We start from the raw sequence: 18,712 nt of genomic DNA, 5'->3' as shown, positions 1-18,712 counted from the left end.
CGGAGTGGACGGGACTCGAACCCGCGACCCCCGGCGTGACAGGCCGGTATTCTAACCAACTGAACTACCACTCCACGTGATAATCATCAGTTCAACTTTAGATTTTGCTAGATAGTATTGCCAATTCTAAACTTTAAAAGTAAGTATTGGCGGAGTGGACGGGACTCGAACCCGCGACCCCCGGCGTGACAGGCCGGTATTCTAACCAACTGAACTACCACTCCAGCAAAATCAACGTTACATAATATGCAACTCTGTTGAGGCGCAGATAATACGGAGTTGCAGGTACTGAGTCAATAACGAAAAACAAAAAAACACAATATTTACAAGCTAAAACGTCTAACTGCTTATTTTATGCTCATAGCGTTTATTTTTTAACATCATTTTCATCTATTTCTAATGGTTTTAAAGGTTCTGTCGAAATATCATCTAATGATAGTTCACCATTTTCTAATAATTTCTTTTGCTTTCTTTTGAGCATAAATAACACGACAAAGATACTGATGATGATGATTACAATTAGAATCGATACTAAAATCCATAAATATTGAAATGTATCTGCTATTTCTATTTCTTCTTCTTCAATCGTTTTTGATTCTAATTCCGTAACAGTGAGTTCTGCTGCTGAGCTTGTTATTGGGTTATCAATTATATCGAGTGGAGCGCTTACCACTTCAAATTCATATTCTGGTAGTTGAAAGCTTAATTCTCGACCATCCACCGTTGTTGCAAATACTTCACCTGAGTAGGTATATTTTTTATAGGGTAATTCTATTTTAAGCGTTGTTGTATCATTCTCTAATATTTGGTCGGCAAGATGTACTATTAATTGTTTTGTATTACTGCCGCTACTATCCGTTATTAAACTATCTATCACCACTGAGTTTGGGTCTATTTCTAACGGGTCAACTACAAAAGTAAACTCTGCACTACTTTTGTTATTATTTGATTGTTTTATTTTATAGCCAAGTGGTTGAGGGAAAACGATCATATCGGCATTATAACTACGTATAAAAATATTATTTTTAGTTCTAATGTTTACTAAATAACGCCCTGGCGTTAAATCCATAAATAAGCGGGTACTGAGCTTGCCATCAAATGGTAATGAGTCATAAGATTGCCCATCATCTTTATACAGCGCAATTGACTTTTGGCTGTCGTTCGTTTGTTTATCACTGTTAATTAATGACACGGTTAAACGTGCATTATTCAGTAAATCTTTATCTGTCATTACCTGACCATCATTTATCAAAGAAATATAAGAAGTAAGGTATTCCTTGTTATAAACTTTGAGTGGTAATTTCTCTACTTTTAAAGTCGTTGGGTTTAATAGCTGAATACGGTTCTTACCGTTTAAAGAAGCGATCGCTTGCCATGGCCCTGGCATCGGGTTTTGTATTGTAATAATGTCTTGATTTCGATTATTAAACCACCCAACAGTCTCTGGTGGATGGCGCTGTGCATACCATTTGCTACCATCAGGGTTAACTAATACTACTTTTTGTGCATGCGATGGGTGGTTTAATATAATAGTGACTTGTTCAGTGTTAGGATCAATTCTAAAGCGGTTATCAAGTAAAGGGATATCATTGGGTGCATAAATAGTATGTGCCATTGAACTCATTACCGTGAATATCAGTAATGTGAATGCTATCCACTTTTTCTTAATTATCGCCACAAACAACTCCCTGATTTTTCTACTAAATTTAAACGTGATTCATGCTCTTTTAATTCTTCTTGATTGGCATGAATGATAGATAAAGGTGATAAATTTTGACGTGAACGTCGACCCGTATCATTTTTACCTGACTCATTATTGGCTAAGTTTAAATCTTTTTGACCGCCTGACATGAGCAAATAAACATCGGCGAGGATTTCCGCATCTAATAACGCCCCATGCAATACACGATGTTTATTATCGATACCGTAACGGTCACATAAAATATCAAGATTGTTCCGCTTACCGGGGAACATTTTCTTCGCCATTGCTAATGTATCGGTTACTGTGGCGATTTCTTCAGTGGGTTGTGTCTTTTTATTTAAAAAACGAAACTCTTGATCCATAAAACCCACATCAAAGGGCGCATTATGGATAACTAAATCGGCACCTTTAATAAAATCAATAAATTCGTCGGCAATTTCTGAAAATCGAGGTTTATCGTATAAAAATTCATCAGTAATCCCATGAACCGCCATTGCTTCTGGATCAATTAACATATCGGGTTGCACATAAACATGATAATGACGACCAGTTAAACGACGATTAATGACTTCTACACAACCGATTTCAATAATGCGATGCCCCACATAAATGAGTCCATCTTTATTCATACCGGTTGTTTCAGTATCTAATACAACTTGTCGGGTCAGTTTACTTGTGTTCATAGACATCTCTATTTATAGTTGTTGCGTATTTTAGCTGCTTAATTTGCAGAATCTCTGCTGACTAGTCTAACAAAATTTATGTGATGATATTAATGAAAAAAATTCAACTTTATACAGATGGTTCATGTCTTGGTAATCCAGGTCCAGGTGGTTATGGTGCTATTTTAGTGTTTAACGAACACCGTCGTGAATTGTCAGAAGGTTATGAAAGAACGACTAATAATAGAATGGAAATGTTGGCCTGTGTAAAAGGCTTAGAAAGTTTAACGGAAGTCTGTGAGGTCGATGTTACCACTGATAGTCAATATGTGCGCCAAGGTATCACACAATGGATACATAATTGGAAAAAACGCGGCTGGAAAACAGCCGCTAAAGCGCCAGTAAAAAATGTTGATTTATGGAAAGCGCTAGATGCAGCCCAGGAGAAACATACGGTTAGATGGCATTGGGTTAAAGGGCATTCAGGACATCCTGAAAACGAACGTTGTGATGACTTGGCTCGTGAAGCCGCAGAAGCAAACCCGACTCAGCCTGATGAAGGCTTTGATGGTTAGTTGCTTATCTATTTTAGTTTACGTTTAGTTTAATTCTTTTGTATGAGATTGCTTTGTAGCAACTGGCTGATTGTTAATAATCGTTCTTCTGAATTCGAAACTAGATTTTACCGGTGTCATCGGCGTACAACGTTTTTTGGCTACAATAAAATAAACACTGCAGAAAAAAGATAAATAGCGTTGCCCTATGTTTTCTATTAATGACAACAAGGGGCCTTCAGGCTGTGCTGAAATATAATCAAAGTGTTGTTTTTGTTTTATTTCAAATCCTAATAAATGTAACCAATCGATGACACGGTTCGGTGAAAATAGACGTGCAGTTTGGGTGTTTTGAGGCGTGAATAGTGAACGGCATCCAAAAAAACTGTAAGGGTTATAACCACTGATAATTAACGTGCCATCTAAGGTTAATATACGATCTATTTCTCGTAATAACTGATGGGGATCGCTCGAAAAATCAAGCTCATGGACCAAAATGCAACAATCAATCGTTGAGTCTTGAAAAGGTAAATCATGTAAGTCACTTTTTAAACCAATGTCGACACCATCTTCCGCACAATTTATTTGATGTCGAATCGGACATTTATTGGTTTTTAATTGTGTGCTTAAGTTCCCTAACTTTAATAGGTGATAGCCAAAACAACGAGATATGGCATTATTAACGAGATGTTGAGTATGCGCTTGTAAATGTTCACCATTACTTAACTGTAACCAATCAGTAATCGGAGTTAAGATGCGTGATGTTTTTGCTATTTTCATAGATGCCTCCATCCCCCAAATTTTAAAAGTTGAGATAAATTATGTTTAGTGTTTTAACCATTCCAGCCTTTGATGACAACTATATTTGGCTTATCAAAGATAGTCAAAGCCAGCGATGTGTTGTTGTTGATCCTGGTGACGCAACGCCCGTCCTAGAAATATTAGCGGCACAAAACTTAACGATTGAAGCGATTATTATTACTCATCACCACCATGATCATACTGGTGGCGTAAAAGATCTTGTGTCAGACAATCCACAAATTAAGGTTTTCGGTAAAACGCCTTTATTTGAAAATATGTATTTAGTTGATGAAGGTGACCAAGTTTCTTTTTTTGATAACAAGTTAACGTTTAACGTTTGGCAGGTGGCAGGTCATACACTTGACCATATCGTTTACTTTAATGAGGAAATGTTATTTTGTGGAGATACGTTGTTTTCAGCTGGTTGTGGTCGTGTTTTTGAAGGAACTCACTTGCAAATGTTTGATGCATTATCTCGTTTAGCGACTTTAGACGAAAATATGAAAGTCTATTGTGCGCACGAATATACACAAAATAATCTTATTTTTGCGTTGCATGTTGATCCTCATAATAGTGATCTGATTGCTTATATTAAACAAGTTAGTAAATTACGTCAGCAAGGGTTGCCAAGTATCCCAACTACGATTAAATGTCAGAAATTAGTGAATCCTTTTTTACGTTTTGATGATGAGGCGTTAGTTAATAACTTACAAAATATCTTAGCTAAAAAAATTACGTCAGGATTACAATGCTTTAAAGAGCTTCGTCTTTATAAAGATCATTTTTGATTGCATGATTAAAAAAACATAGAATACGCACTTTAATTTTGCAAATGGTCATATTATGAAACTTTTTTTGCCTTTATTTCTTATTGTGTTGTTGAGTGCTTGTCAAAGTACTACTTCACAAGCACCCGAATTCATTGAAGTTTCAGATGGAGTAAACAACACTAAAAAAACAGTTGCTGACTCTAGTGACGGAGCATTAACTAAAACTAACCTAGTTGAAAATGAAACTAAACAGCAACTTGGTCCTGTGATTGATAAATCCTATGACAATTTATGGTTAAAGTTAGCTGAAGGTTTTAGTTTTGAAGTGCCTGATAATTCTCGTGTTGCGATACAACGTGATTATTATTTAAATCATCCTTCTTACTTAAAAAGAGTATCAAAACGAGCAGAACCTTTTCTTTGGTTGATTGTTGAACAAATAGAAGCCAATGACTTACCACTTGAGCTTGCATTGTTACCTGTTGTAGAAAGCACGTTTGACCCTTTTGCTTACTCTTATGCTGGCGCGTCTGGTTTATGGCAATTCATGCCAGCCTCAGGACTTCGTTTTGGTTTACATCAGGATTGGTGGTATGACGGACGAAGAGATGTTTATGCATCGACACGTGGCGCACTCGAATATATGCAAATTTTGCATCGTTATTTAGGTGAGGATTGGCTGTATGCCTTTGCCGCTTATAATTCAGGGGAAGGCAGAGTAGAGCGAGCAATTAGAAAAAATAAAAAAGAAGGTAAAGCTGTTGATTATTGGAGTTTATCGCTGCCTAAAGAAACTCAAAATTACGTACCTAAATTCTTAGCACTCATTGATATTATTCGTAATCATGAAAAATATGATGTCGAATTGCCACATATCTCAAATCAAAAAGCATTAGCTTATGTCGATATAGGTTCTCAAATGGATCTGGCTTATGCCGCGGAGTTAGCTGATTTAAGCCTATCGGAACTTCAGTTATTGAACCCTGCTTTTAATCATTGGGCTACTTCGCCGAATGGCCCCCATAAGCTTTTATTACCAAGCTCTGTTGCAGAAGACTTTGCTGAGAAGCTTTCAAAGATTGATATCAATAAACGTGTTCGTTGGGACCGTTATCTCGTTAAAGCTGGAGATAGCTTGAGTGTCATTGCACGAAATAACCAAACAACAACGCAAGTACTAAAACAGATAAATGATTTAGACAGTTCATTTATTAAAATAGGGCAGCCTCTTTTAATTCCTATTGCCAGTAAATCACAACAATTGGCATTGTCTTTACAAGCAAAACAATTTGAGGTTGAAGCTTCTAAAAAAAGTAATACAAACCAAAAGGTTATTCATAACGTTATCGAAGGGGATACGCTTTGGGATATTAGCCAAGAATATAAAGTGACGTCGAAGGAAATCGCTAAATGGAATGGTTTTAAAACACAAAAAACATTACGTTTAGGTCAAAAATTGATTATTTGGCAGCCTGTGTCGACCGCTACTGTCGCTGATTCAAAACAGTTTACACGTCATATTACTTACCAAGTTCGCAATGGTGATTCTTTGGGTGAAATAGCGCAGAAATTTAATGTTAAAACAGCTGATTTAATACGTTGGAATAATATTAAAAACAGTAAATATATAAAGTCAGGACAAAAACTAAAAGTGTTGGTTGATGTTAGAGATACTAGTGCTTAATGTTTGGAGATTGTAATAAAAACAATATTACAGGCTTCATTTTTTAAATATATACACGTAATTAGTTTAGTGATGACTAGTATTGTAAATACTAAGTAATAAAAAATTTACTTTTAAAAAAGCACTGAGTAGATCATCTAATCAGTGCTTTTTTATTGATTTGTAATGTCGTCATTTGGCGTAGAAGAAGGTAGGTTATTTGATGTAGAAGCTGTAACACCGTTTTTATGACTGCCTTCTTTTTTTAGTAAACTTCAATACTCAACAGAATATTTTACGCTTTGCTTAAGCTATCGATTGTTTGAGATACATTTTGAGCGCCTAATTGAATACCATTCATGACGGTTTCTATTTTACTTATTTGGTCACGGCCTTTCTCTGCATATTCAGACACTGCATTAATACCTTCTTGAACGTTCTTTGTTATTTCTTGATTATTGGCAACAACCTCTGATATTTCTTTAGTAGATTCAGTTGTTCTAGAAGCAAGTTGTCTCACTTCATCAGCAACAACTGCAAAACCTCGCCCTTGATCTCCAGCCCTTGCCGCTTCAATTGCTGCATTTAATGCAAGTAAATTGGTTTGGTCCGCAATACTTTTGATGATTGAGACCATTGATTGAATGTTATCGGCTTGTTCACTGAGCATTTCTATTAGTTCTGTTGTTTTAATTGTTTTATCTGAAATGTCGGCTGATGTTTTAACTGAAGAGGCTAACATACCTGATGCTTTCTCAATCATTTCTACGGTCTCTAATGACGTTTCATGAGCAATCGTTGAAGCATTCCTTACCAGAGTTTCTCGTTCAATATTGTGTGTAATATTACTGGCAAATTTTATGACTTTAATGACGTTATTATTACTATCGATAATTGGGTTATAAGTTGCTTCCAACCATAAATCATTACCATGTGCATCTTTTCTTAGAAATTGACCGCTTTTAAAATTGTTTTGTTGTAAGTCTTCCCAGAACGTTGGGTTTTCTTTATAAAAGGACTCTTCACAAAATATGCGATGGTGTTTTCCTTGTATATTTTTTAAATTATATTGAACAGCATTTAAAAAATTATCATTAGCATTAAGAATATGACCTTGAGGAGTGAACTCAATAATTGCTTGTGATTTATCAAGGGCAGTAAAAACGGCTTCTTTTGACATAGATGCTATTTTTTTATCCGTTACATCTGTCGCTATTTTCATTATTTTGGTTACATGACCATTTTCAATAATAGGAAAGTAGGTTGCTTCAAGCCAAATAGTTTCACCACTTTTATGTTTTCGCATAAACGTGCCTTTGTTAGCTTCGCCTTGTCTTAGTAATTTCCAAAAAGACTGGTATTCATTTGATTTGGTGTATTCTGGAATACACATATTCGAATGATGAATGCCGATAACTTCATTTCTTTGGTATCCAGTTATATTTAGAAATAGATCATTTACGTCAAGAATGTCTCCATTTGGAGTAAATTCTATTGTTGCTACACTTTGCTTTATTGAATCGATAATAGAGTTCGACTCTTTAAGCATTGTTTAGCATTTATTTAGTTCATTTTTTATTTGTGTGTTAAACATTTAATTTCCGCTAATAAGCATAAGATCTTTATACTTTTTTTAAACTGTAAATAGTTAACTTCATTTATATAAAGCTAGTTTATTAACTTATCCGATATTCGAAGTCGTTAATCAACTGTCAGAAAGAATCATCTATTGTTTTTATTACTCTTGGTCTTTAAATAAGTGATGCATATGGTTTGAGTTCGAAACAATAGTTGATCAATTCTAAATTCTCTTAAAATAATGAGATGATAAAGAAATAAAAAATGTAAAAAATCTATTAAACTCAGCCTTCAGTATAGTGTTAATAGGGGGATTAATAACTGTAGATGTCATCGGTTTTTGCATTTATGGTGTTTTATTGATGATAATAAAAAAGGAGCTAGGCCTTACCTACACTCAATATTGAACTTTGATGTGAAGTTAATTTTAATTTAATATCTTAATGACGTTAAGCCGCATCAAGGTTTGCTTTCCTTTTACCATAAAAGCTATAATTGATAAAATTTAATGACTTAGTACTTATTTTTGATTTAATCGTTTTTATTTTATACATGTCAGGGAAGTTGTAAATGGAATTAAGCCTGATTTTAAATCAAGGGAACTGGTTAAATAGCTGCGTTGAAATCGCGTTAGCAATCATTGTTCTCTTTAACATCTCTATCACGCGCATAAAAGTCAGTTTGTTTACTTGCGCTGTCATCTCGATTCTTTGGCATGTCTCTGTACCTGATGTTATTTCTACTAGTTCCTTATCTTGGTCTTTTTTCCTGTTAGAAGCGTTGCGATACCTATCTTGGGTTATTGTTTTACTCTATTTGTTGATGCTTACTAGAGGGTCTAAATTACCGAATATTTGGGCGTATAGTTTATATACAACATTGCTGGTGACTTTATCATTATTTGTTTATAGCTTGAGCCATGATACTGCGCTTTTCCCCTCACCAGTTTTAGCGCTTTATATTAAGATTTTGCTTGGATTATTTGGTTTTGTTGTCTGCGAACAATTAATTAGAAATGATCATTCTAGTCGAATGACAAAGCTTGTAGCACTGGTTGCTTTTATTATTTTTGCTTACGATATTATTGTTTTTTCATTGTTGTTATTGAACAGTGATTTAGATAAATCGTTATGGGAAGCCAGAACGGTGATTAGTTCTGTTACTTCATTAATTCTTGCGATCAGTATTATTTTTTATGCGGACCAATTGAAGGAACGCAGCAGTTTTAAGCTCTCTAACAGTGTTATTATTTTTAATGCGAGTTTAACGTTAGTCGGTGGTTTTTTGATTGTGATTGCTTTAGTCGCTTCAGGGCTCGATTATTTTAATATCAGCTGGCTGAGTGCTTCTAAGGTGATGCTCTATGTCTTTGCTGTGTTTTCTATTATTGCGTTATCACTATCTGAAAGAATTCGAGATAGTTTTGTTGTTTGGACAAGTAAGCATTTTTTTGCACATAAATATGATTATAAAAAACAATGGATAAAACTAGATCTCTTATTATCTGCACAACATAAAAATCAAAATTGTTACGATATTTCCTTAAATGCATTAAGTACGATTTTTAATTGCAGTGGAGGCGGTATATGGGTAAAAGGTAAACAGTTTTATACATCAGTTGCGATGGATAAATTAGCATTTGTTGGGCGTTTACCTATTGAATCAAATCAAACAGATTTTATACATAGATTAGAACAGGAAGAATGGGTTTTTCAAGTCAGTGAGTCTGCGAGTAAATACGACCCTCAATATAATTTTGACCTGCCTGAGTGGGTTTCTTATGTTGATAATGCCTGGATAATATTACCGTTGAATACTTCATCGGGTTTGATTGGTTTTGCTGTTCTGTGTAAAAATAATTTAAACGAAAAAGAAAAGTTAACCTGGGAAGATCTTGATTTACTTAAGCTCACAGGACGACAAATAGCGAGTTACATTAGTAAAGAACAAGCATCTGAAAAACTTATCCAGAATCAACAGTTTGATATGTTTAATAAAATTTCGGCCTTTGCAATTCACGATATTAAGAATTTGATTGCTCAACAAGGATTAGTTGTTAAAAATGCTGAAAAATATAAACATCATCCTGAATTTGTCGATGATGTTATTGCAACCATTGCGAATTCAGTGAATAAGATGGATCAGCTTTTAAAAAAAATGAAAGGTAAAACTGAATCTAAAACAATCAATGTATGCGATTTGTTAACACAAGCTGTTGAGATGAATATGAATGGTTATCCGAAACCGGTATTTTCTAATTCATGCATTAGCGCTTTTATTAATGGCGATAGTGATAAATTATTAATGGCTATTAACCATCTCATTAAAAATGCTCAAGATGCAACTGATGAAGATGGCTATGTTCATTTATATCTAAGCTGTAAAGATAATGAAATCTGGCTTGAAATTATGGATTCAGGTACTGGCATGGACCAAGACTTTATTAAAAATAAATTATTTCAACCTTTTAATAGTACGAAGGAAAATGAGGGAATGGGAATAGGGGCGTATCAAATTCGTGAAATTATCCATTCATTAAATGGTGAGCTGATCGTTGAGAGCAAGCCTAAAGAAGGGAGTAAATTTTCAATTTATTTACCGATGGCAAGTTAAGGTTTAGAACATGCTACAACATGGATAATGTTTGTTTTAGTTGGTTTGGGGGATCATCGTACGTTAAATGATTTACTCTAAAACAGTATTTTAGTTAAATTTTAAAAGAGAGAAAAATATGAATAATTACCTTTTAGGGCTTCTCTGTGCAGTAATGATCAGTGGCTGTGCAAAGACGGTTGTTTTAAATGAAGAACCTTATTCTGAAAAAGTAAAATTTTCTGAATATAAAATAGGTAACAATGATCAATTAATGATCAGTGTCTGGAAGAATCAAGAGCTTTCAATCAGTGTACCTGTTCGCCCTGATGGTAAAATATCGATGCCGCTTGTTGGTGATGCACAAGCTCAAGGTTTATCGCCTGAAGCATTGGCATCTGAATTAGCTGATAAATTAAGTAAGTACATCCGTGGACCTAACGTTACAGTTATTGTACTTGGAGCTAATAGTGCCTCTTATTCAAGCCGAGTGCGTATCACTGGTGCAGTAAATGGGCAATTATCTATCCCATATTACACTGATTTGAATGTACTTGATTTAGTATTAGAAGCAGGTGGGTTAACTGAATTTGCTAATGCAGATGAATCTATTTTGTACCGTAAAACACCTGATGGTATCAAACCTTATCATGTAAATGTTGATGATATTCTTAACAAAGGTATTTTAGATACTAACTATACGCTTCGCCCATCTGATATTTTAATTATTCCTGAGAGTGTATTTTAACAATGGATATTACAGAAATTTTTAAGTATGTAGCTGTAGTATGGCGTGAAATGTGTCAGCGAAAGTTCAAGGTTGCCTTTGTGGTAACGATTATAAGCTTTGCTATTATGTTTGTCGGTATTTTACGTCCGCCTAGTTATTCTAGTTCGATTACAATATTTGCTGATAATCAGAATATTATTAAACCTTTATTAGGATCTAAGGCATCTGTCACTGAGTTAAAGCAAAATAGAAGTAATCAGGTACGTGATATTATTTATTCACCGCGTATTTTGTCTGAGGTTATTGATAGTGTTTATGGAGAAGGCGCTTTTCCTACTCCTTTATCAAAAGATATTAAAATGAGCCAAGTTCGTGGCAATATAAGCGTTGTAGGGAAGTCTGGTAATTATATTCAAGTTTCTTATAAAGATGATAGCGCTGAAAGAACCTTTGAAATTCTGAATAAAGTGGTTGCGGTCTTTATAGAAGATAGTGCCGATACTAAACGTGAAGAAAGCCGTAGTGCATTTAACTTTATTGATCAACAAGCAGCGTCTTATAAAGCTTTATTATTAAAAGCAGAAGATAAATTAAAAAGCTTTCAATCAACTAATTTTGATGGCACTGAAGCTGAAGTCAATAATCGAATTGCGACTCTTCGATCTTCAATTGAAGAGCTAAATATACAAATACAAGAAAGCAACACACGTACAGCTAGTTTGAAAAGACAGCTATCTAGAGAAAATAAATATGCGAGTAATGATTATGAAAGTGCTATTTATAATACTCAATTAAGAGAACTTAAAAAGCAAAAAGCGGCTTTACAAATAAACTATGAAGATAGCTATCCGGCTATCATAGATATTAACTATCAAATTAATGATCTAGAAAAAGTTATCTCTGAAGTTGGTACTAAAAAAAGCACACAAAAAAATGTTAATGCTGACTTTAATCCTTTATATGAAGAATTAAGAAGTTTGTCTTCAGCTGCTGAAATTGAACATCGTACATTATTAAATCGTCTTAAAGCGTTTAATCGATTATTAGATGAGTCTTATGAGCGACGTAAGCGTATTGCCAACAATAAAGCTGAACTGTCTGAATTAACACGAGATTACAGTGTATTCCAAACTCAATATGAAGAAATGCTAACTAAAAAAGAGAAAGCTCGAATTTCAATGGTTTTGGATATTCAAGGGCAAGGGGTGAATTATAAATTACAAGAAGCTGCGACGTATCCAAACAAACCAATTGGAGCCCGTTTTATTCACTTCTTTGCTGCGGGACCTCTTGTTGCATTATTGATTGTGATCGCTATTTTTGTCGCTAAAATCTTAGTTGATTCAAAAATCAGATTTTCATCTGAAATTAAAGAGATTGAAGGTGTTACTTTATTAGCAGGTATTCCTCATGCAGCCTCTAGCGCTGAAAATAGAACGCATCGTGTTCACAATACTTTCTTATTACTTTATTGCATTGTGTGTATGTTTGGCTACGTTGCTATTGCACTCGCTTATAAATACGGTGCCTCTTTAGAAAATATTATTGCTTTGGGAGGATTTTAATATGCCTTTATCTGATAGTGCTTTAAAAAATAATACCGAATTAAAAAGCAATGATTCATCTATGTTGGATACTGTTAATACCAATCAAATAAAGGAGATGACAGAAGCGCCTTTATTGTCGGCTAAAGAACTCGATGAGCGTAAAATCATTTACCCTGGTTTAGATGATTACAAAACCCTTAATGCTTATCGTGAACTGCGCACTAATTTGCTGAATAAAATGAATCATAATAATTTTATTTGTATGGTCACTGGGATCTCACAAGAATCAGGTACCAGCCATGTCAGTATGAATTTAGCGACGAGTATTGCTTTAGACCAAGGTAAAACGGCGTTAGTTATTGACTGTAATATTTATAAGCCACGTATTGCTTCTTATTTAAAAGAAGAGCCGACGCTTGGTTTAACGAATTTCTTAGCAAAAGATACTGATTCTATTACAGATATTATTTATCCATCAGGTATTCCTCGAGTAAGAGTTATTCCTGTTGGCAATAATACCATTCATGCCGCTGAGCTTTTTTCTTCAAATAAAATGCAAAATTTCATTAATTCAATTAAAAATCGTTATCCTGATCGTTTTATCATCATTGATACACCACCCATTGGTTTATATGCAGAGACGCAAATATTAGCTTCAATTTGTGATACTGCGATACTGGTTGTTGGTTACGGGCAATCGAACTCTTCACAAGTGGAAGCCGGAATTGATGCGATAGGCAAAGATAAATTAGCAGGGTTAATTCTTAATAACCAATAGTTGATAGTGTGTATATGAAATTAAAAAAATATTGTTTTAAATTTATAGAAACGAGCTTGGTAATTCTATTGCCAAGTACCGCTATTGCTAATGATTTACCTGGCTCCGTTAGTGAAAGTTATATTTCACTGGGCCTTGAACACACTCAAAGTAATAATATAAGTCAATCTTCTGACAATGCTCAATCTGGATATGAGCAACGTGCAGATATCGGTGTTGGTTATTTTAATCAAACTGCGACTAATTTTACCGCGTTAGATTATTCTGTGTATTACGCAACTTACAGTGATGAACTCGACGATGATAGTGATATTTCGGGGAGTTTAAGTCTTACACAAGAGATATTCAGCCCTAATGTATTATTAAATTTAACTCATTTTAGGCGTCAATATTTACTTGACCAATCTGGTGTGGATGACGCTGATAATAGTGGTAGTCGAGATGTATTTACTATTAATCCTGTGTGGAATATCCCTTATTCTCGTCGAGCTGGATTTGAATTAAGTTACGATTATACATTGACCCGTTACAGTGATGATACCGATGAAGATACCGATAGAAATGGTGTCGGTGTAATTTGGTATAACAAACTAACACCTAAAGCGCGTTTTGAACTTTCAACTGACGTTAGTCAGGTAGAATTTAGAAATACTGGATTTGACTATAAAGAAGTGACTATTGATGCTTCTATTGATGGACAATTACTTGCCGGAACCTATTTAGTACAATTAGGTTATAGCCGCGTGATGTTAGATAGTGGGGATGAAGAAGGCGGGGTATTTAAATTATCTTATGCTTATCAATTTGATCGACATTACTTGTCTATGAGTGCGCAACGAGAACTGAGCGACTCTTCATTAAGGTTAAGCACGGATAGTCTTGATAATGAAGATGAGTCATACGATGGTAACCAAATACAATGGATCGATAGAGTCGAATTAAAACATCGACTTACTATCACTAACCACTTAAGCAATACTAATGCGTTATATTATCAACAGGAAACATCCGTTTCTACAGATGAGACGGATCCGCGATGGGGAGCCTCTGCTTCTTTAGATTTTCAAAATACTAAAAAAATCAGTTCATTTATCTCTTTAGATTACAGTGAATCGACTATTACTTCCGATTTCGATAAACAGGTTATCAATGCAACGATTGGAGGGCGGTATTTAATTCGTCCTCAATTAAGTTTATCACTACAAGCAGACTATGAAGATCAATCAATCGATGATGATGAAGATTCAAGTTATGACGAATTAAGCTATACAGCTAGAATTGAATTTAAGTACTAAATGCTAGTATTAAGGATTAAAGATTGAAAAATAACAAAGCAGATACATTACTGATTGTTGAAGATGACCTTGGTTTACAAACCCAATTGAAGTGGCATTTTGCCGATTACAATGTGGTCATTGCTGCAAATCAAAAAGAAGCTATTTCTGCTATACGCTTACATGAACTTAAAGTAATGATTCAAGACTTAGGATTACCACCAGATGAAGATGGGGTAACAGAAGGCTTTGAGCTATTACAACAAGCATTACACCTGCGTCCACACATGAAAATAATTGTGATGACAGGTAACGAAGGTAATGAACATGCAATGAAAGCGGTTAAGTTAGGCTCTTATGACTTTTACGCAAAACCGGTCGATGCAGATACATTGGATTTAATTGTTCAACGTGCTTTTCATATTTATCATTTAGAAGAAAAAAATCGTCAGCTTAATAATCAACAAGAGTCGATGTTGAATGGTTTGATTGCCAGCGATACGAAGATGCTTAAAATTTGTAAAATGGTCGAAAAAATCGCACCAACAGATGCATCTTGTTTACTTATTGGTGAAAGTGGCACTGGCAAAGAAGTGATTGCGAACTCTTTACACCAACTTAGTTTACGTAAAGATAACAACATGATCGCCATTAACTGTGCCGCTATTCCTGAAAACTTAATTGAAAGCGAATTATTTGGATATGAAAAAGGCGCCTTTACTGGTGCAGTCAAAAGTACCGTCGGTAAAATTGAAATGGCGCATAAAGGCACCTTATTTCTTGATGAAATTGGTGATATGCCGTTGCACTTACAAGCTAAATTGTTACGTTTCTTACAAGAGCGCGTGATTGAACGAGTAGGTGGTCGAAATCAAATTAATATCGATACGCGTATTATATGTGCAACCCATAAAGATTTAGACAAGTTAGTTGAAACTGGCGAATTTAGAGAAGATCTTTTTTATCGTATTGCTGAAATACAAATTGATATTCCTCCTTTGCGAGAACGTGGATCAGATAAAATATTACTAGCCAAATATTTGCTGAATAAATATGTCAAAAAGCAAAAATTACAAATCATTGGTTTTTCTGAAGATGCGATTAATGGTATCGAAACCCATACTTGGCCTGGTAACGTTCGAGAGATGGAAAATAAAATTAAACGAGCGGCTATTATGTGTGATTTAAAATACATAAGTGCACTTGATTTAGGTTTTGTAAATGAAGATATTGCCCCATTAAACTTAAAAGAAATTAGACGAAATGCTGAGGTGAGCGCATTAAAGCAAGCTTTAATCGCATCTGATAATAACATTAGTGCAGCTGCTAAATCTTTAGGTATTACTCGGCCAACGCTTTATGACCTAATGAAAAAATATGATATGCAATCATTATAAAGCTATTTTCAGCTACCTTTCGTAAAAGGGAAAAACATGAAAAAACAAACGACTATTATCTTCAACTCATTAGTATTAGCTGGTTCTTTATTATTAACGGCTTGTAATGGGGATAGCGATACAGGTAATGTTGCTGAATTATCGCAATACACACAACAAGCGCAGACTTATTTAGATCAAAGTCAATTTAAAGCCGCGATCAACTCCGCTAATAATGCTGTTTTACTTTATCCTGACCACCTTGATGGTTATATGCTTTTAGCAAAAACCTTTAATAAATTAGGTCAGTCGGGCCAAGCGATTGATGTTTTAAATAAATTTGAAGGTACTAAAGATTCAGATTATTACTTATTACTACTAGAGTCATATCAACGTAGTAAGAAAGCGATTTCTGCTAATCGCTTAATTGCAGAGCATTCTGATCTTTTATCGAAAAATGAAAATCAATTTAAATTATTAAAAGCGAAGTTGTTTTTATTAGAAAATAATCAAATAAGTGCATTAGCTAGTTTTAAAGAGTTACAAAGTGTTGCTAACTTTGAAAGTGAAGGCCTTATTGGTGAAGCAAGAATTGCAGCGGCTAATAATGAAAAAGAAAATGCATTAACATTACTTGATAAAGCAGTACAAGCGGACGATAAAAATGTTGAAGCGCTAATCCTCAAAGGCTTTTTATTGATGGAAAAAGGCGACATAGAAAATGCTGAAAAGACCTTATCTTTTGCCTTAACAGTGGTACCTTCATCTGATATTTTTACACCTGAACGTATTAATATATTAAAAGCACTCACTTCAATATTAACCTCACAAGGCCGCAGTTCTGAAGCGCTTTTATATTCGCGTATCCTAAGTGATGAGTTTCCGACAGCAACAACCGTTAATGAATATTATGCTTCTGCTCAAGAGTACTACAAACGAAAACAAACTGATTTAGCAAAAGCAGAGTTATATAAAATACTTAAAATCGATGCCCATAATAAAAAAGCATCAACCATGTTAGGTGTCATTTTATATACTGAAGGTGATATTAATGGCGCTGAAAAATATCTCTCTGGGATGATCGACCCTGAAACGAATACACCTCAACTAACTCAAATCTATGCGATGACACAACTTAAGTTGAATCAGAGCAATGACGTACTCGCGATCTTAGATAATGTAATTGATTACGAAAACCGCCTAGATACATTAACCCTCTATACTATTGCTGCTATTTCTGAAGAACAATTTGATAAAGCTGATGTATCAATAAAACGCATTGAAACGTTATTTCCTGATTCGTCTAAATTAGCAATATTAAAAAGTAGCTACATTAGTGCTAAATCACCGAAAGACAATGCACAGATACTTTCTGTCTTAGAGCAAGGTTTATCTGAACATGGTAGCGATTTATCACTTCAAACGGCTTATTTAAAAAAACTCGTTGAATTAAAAGAGTTAAATAAAGCAGATGAATTTGTAGAGAAACAAGCAAGTGAAGAAGGTAACGTGATTGGTACCCGTTTATTGATTGCTAATTATTACTTGTATAGAAAACAGTTCACAGTGGCTGAACAACATTTTAATGAGATGATTAAAGTGTCTGACGATAATATTCAAGCTTATTTTGGTTTAGCACAGAGCAAACAGCTACAACTTAAATGGGATGATGCTTTTAAAGCATACGCTCAAATAATTGATTTATACCCTGATGAATTACGTGCTTATTACGGGGCTATAATAAGCCTTAAACAACAAGATAAAGACCCTTTAAGTGTCGCTTCTTACTTATCAAGTAAACATAACCCTCATATTTTAGCTTTGGTACTTGCTGATTATCAATACCAAAATAAACAATTTATGGAGGCTGATAAATTAATTAAAGCCGCCTCTAATTTACCCGTCGAATTAACAGATAAAGCTGAAAAACTACAAGAACAAATAAGTAATGAAAGAATCATTGCAGCTATTAGAACTCAACATTACTCTATTGCCCGAGATTTAGTATTAGCTCAATTACAGTTAACGCCTACCCAACCTTTATTTTTAATGCGTTTAGCAACAATTGAAACACTTTCTGGTCAATATGCAGAAGCAGATAAAGTCTTAAAGCAAATAGAGTCTATGCTACCGGATAGTTATCAAGTCGTGTTGTTGAAATCACAACTTGCATTTGCTCAAAAAGATGCCGAAAAGGCAGAGCAATTATTGAGAGTTGAGTGGGATAAGAATGCACAGGAAGAAGTGGCTGTTGAGCTTTATAAACTCTATAAAGAAAGCGATGATGATAAAGCACAGGTATTTCTTGAAAAATGGTTATTAAAAGCGCCTGCAAGTGTGTATGCCAACTTAAATGATGCAATGTCTTTACAAGCGAAGGGTGATAACCAAGAAGCTATTCTAGCCTATGAAAAGGTACTTGCTATCGTACCTAATGAATTAAGAAGCTTAAATAATACCGCTTGGTTACATTTATTAAATAACGATCCTAAAGCTGAAGAGTTTGCATCAAGAGCTTATAAAGTTGCCCCTAATAATGCAGCTGTTTTAGATACGTATGGTTGGATATTGTTTAAAAATGGTAAAGTTGTTGAAGCAAAACCATTAATACAGAAGGCGCTTGAGCTTGCACCTGATGATGTTGAAATACAAAAGCATTGGTCAGAGGTGTCTAAATAAACATTA

General features: G+C 34.5%; 14 protein-coding genes and 2 tRNA genes. 10 read left to right on the top strand and 6 right to left on the bottom strand.

What is annotated here, in order from left to right; translation table 11 throughout:
* The 4 genes from Q0794_RS07890 to dnaQ all read right to left on the bottom strand — a co-directional run bounded on the left by Q0794_RS07890 (position 1) and on the right by dnaQ (position 2,385).
* Positions 1-74 (bottom strand) — tRNA-Asp (locus Q0794_RS07890).
* Positions 75-147: 73 nt separating this feature from the next.
* Positions 148-224 (bottom strand) — tRNA-Asp (locus tag Q0794_RS07885).
* 143 nt (positions 225-367) lie between these two features.
* The gene (locus tag Q0794_RS07880; RefSeq protein ID WP_298941186.1) at positions 368-1,678 is read right to left on the bottom strand and encodes a hypothetical protein; all 1,311 of its coding nucleotides are present in this window, start codon (positions 1,676-1,678) and stop codon (positions 368-370) included.
* A complete protein-coding gene (gene dnaQ / locus Q0794_RS07875) occupies positions 1,669-2,385 on the bottom strand; it encodes a DNA polymerase III subunit epsilon (protein WP_298941185.1) in 717 nt (238 codons plus the stop codon). Before dnaQ ends, Q0794_RS07880 begins: the two co-directional genes overlap by 10 nt.
* 92 nt (positions 2,386-2,477) lie before the next feature.
* Here dnaQ and rnhA point away from each other — a divergent pair, with 92 nt between their 5' ends.
* Positions 2,478-2,939: a ribonuclease HI gene (gene rnhA, locus Q0794_RS07870; RefSeq protein ID WP_160060362.1), complete on the top strand. Its 462-nt coding sequence runs from the start codon at positions 2,478-2,480 to the stop codon at positions 2,937-2,939.
* A gap of 24 nt (positions 2,940-2,963) precedes the next feature.
* On the opposite strand, the gene Q0794_RS07865 is transcribed toward rnhA, so the two are convergent.
* Positions 2,964-3,698, bottom strand: coding sequence for a methyltransferase domain-containing protein (locus tag Q0794_RS07865; protein WP_298941184.1), 735 nt, complete (start codon positions 3,696-3,698; stop codon positions 2,964-2,966).
* Positions 3,699-3,739: 41 nt separating this feature from the next.
* On the opposite strand from Q0794_RS07865, the gene gloB reads away from it, so the two are divergent.
* Both gloB and Q0794_RS07855 read left to right on the top strand, forming a co-directional pair.
* Positions 3,740-4,507 carry a hydroxyacylglutathione hydrolase gene (gloB, locus tag Q0794_RS07860; RefSeq protein WP_298941183.1) on the top strand — a complete coding sequence of 256 codons (768 nt, stop codon included), beginning with the start codon at positions 3,740-3,742 and terminating at the stop codon, positions 4,505-4,507.
* A 55-nt stretch (positions 4,508-4,562) separates the two neighbouring features.
* Complete coding sequence (locus Q0794_RS07855; RefSeq protein ID WP_298941182.1) at positions 4,563-6,173, top strand: LysM peptidoglycan-binding domain-containing protein; 1,611 nt, start codon at positions 4,563-4,565, stop codon at positions 6,171-6,173.
* A 274-nt stretch (positions 6,174-6,447) separates the two neighbouring features.
* Here the strand turns inward: Q0794_RS07855 and Q0794_RS07850 are convergent, their stop codons facing one another.
* Positions 6,448-7,701 carry a PAS domain-containing methyl-accepting chemotaxis protein gene (locus Q0794_RS07850; RefSeq protein WP_298941181.1) on the bottom strand — a complete coding sequence of 418 codons (1,254 nt, stop codon included), beginning with the start codon at positions 7,699-7,701 and terminating at the stop codon, positions 6,448-6,450.
* Positions 7,702-8,300: 599 nt separating this feature from the next.
* Here Q0794_RS07850 and prsK point away from each other — a divergent pair.
* From prsK to Q0794_RS07815, 7 genes are all read left to right on the top strand, one after another.
* Complete coding sequence (gene prsK, locus Q0794_RS07845) at positions 8,301-10,343, top strand: XrtA/PEP-CTERM system histidine kinase PrsK (RefSeq protein WP_298941180.1); 2,043 nt, start codon at positions 8,301-8,303, stop codon at positions 10,341-10,343.
* A gap of 118 nt (positions 10,344-10,461) precedes the next feature.
* Positions 10,462-11,070 carry an XrtA/PEP-CTERM system exopolysaccharide export protein gene (locus Q0794_RS07840; RefSeq protein WP_137297680.1) on the top strand — a complete coding sequence of 203 codons (609 nt, stop codon included), beginning with the start codon at positions 10,462-10,464 and terminating at the stop codon, positions 11,068-11,070.
* A gap of 2 nt (positions 11,071-11,072) precedes the next feature.
* Entirely contained in the window at positions 11,073-12,617 is a 1,545-nt protein-coding gene (locus Q0794_RS07835; RefSeq protein WP_298941179.1) for an XrtA system polysaccharide chain length determinant, read from the top strand.
* Between the two features lies 1 nt (position 12,618).
* Complete coding sequence (locus Q0794_RS07830) at positions 12,619-13,377, top strand: AAA family ATPase (RefSeq protein ID WP_298941178.1); 759 nt, start codon at positions 12,619-12,621, stop codon at positions 13,375-13,377.
* A 14-nt stretch (positions 13,378-13,391) separates the two neighbouring features.
* Positions 13,392-14,672, top strand: coding sequence for a hypothetical protein (locus tag Q0794_RS07825; protein ID WP_298941177.1), 1,281 nt, complete (start codon positions 13,392-13,394; stop codon positions 14,670-14,672).
* Positions 14,673-14,695: 23 nt separating this feature from the next.
* The gene (gene prsR, locus Q0794_RS07820) at positions 14,696-16,048 is read left to right on the top strand and encodes a PEP-CTERM-box response regulator transcription factor (protein WP_298941176.1); all 1,353 of its coding nucleotides are present in this window, start codon (positions 14,696-14,698) and stop codon (positions 16,046-16,048) included.
* 36 nt (positions 16,049-16,084) lie between these two features.
* Complete coding sequence (locus Q0794_RS07815) at positions 16,085-18,706, top strand: tetratricopeptide repeat protein (protein WP_298941175.1); 2,622 nt, start codon at positions 16,085-16,087, stop codon at positions 18,704-18,706.
* Positions 18,707-18,712: the final 6 nt, after the last annotated feature.

Source organism: uncultured Psychromonas sp. (assembly GCF_947489755.1).
Lineage (GTDB): Bacteria > Pseudomonadota > Gammaproteobacteria > Enterobacterales > Psychromonadaceae > Psychromonas.
Note: the sequence above shows the minus strand (reverse complement) of the source record. Positions and strands in the feature narration are given on the sequence as shown.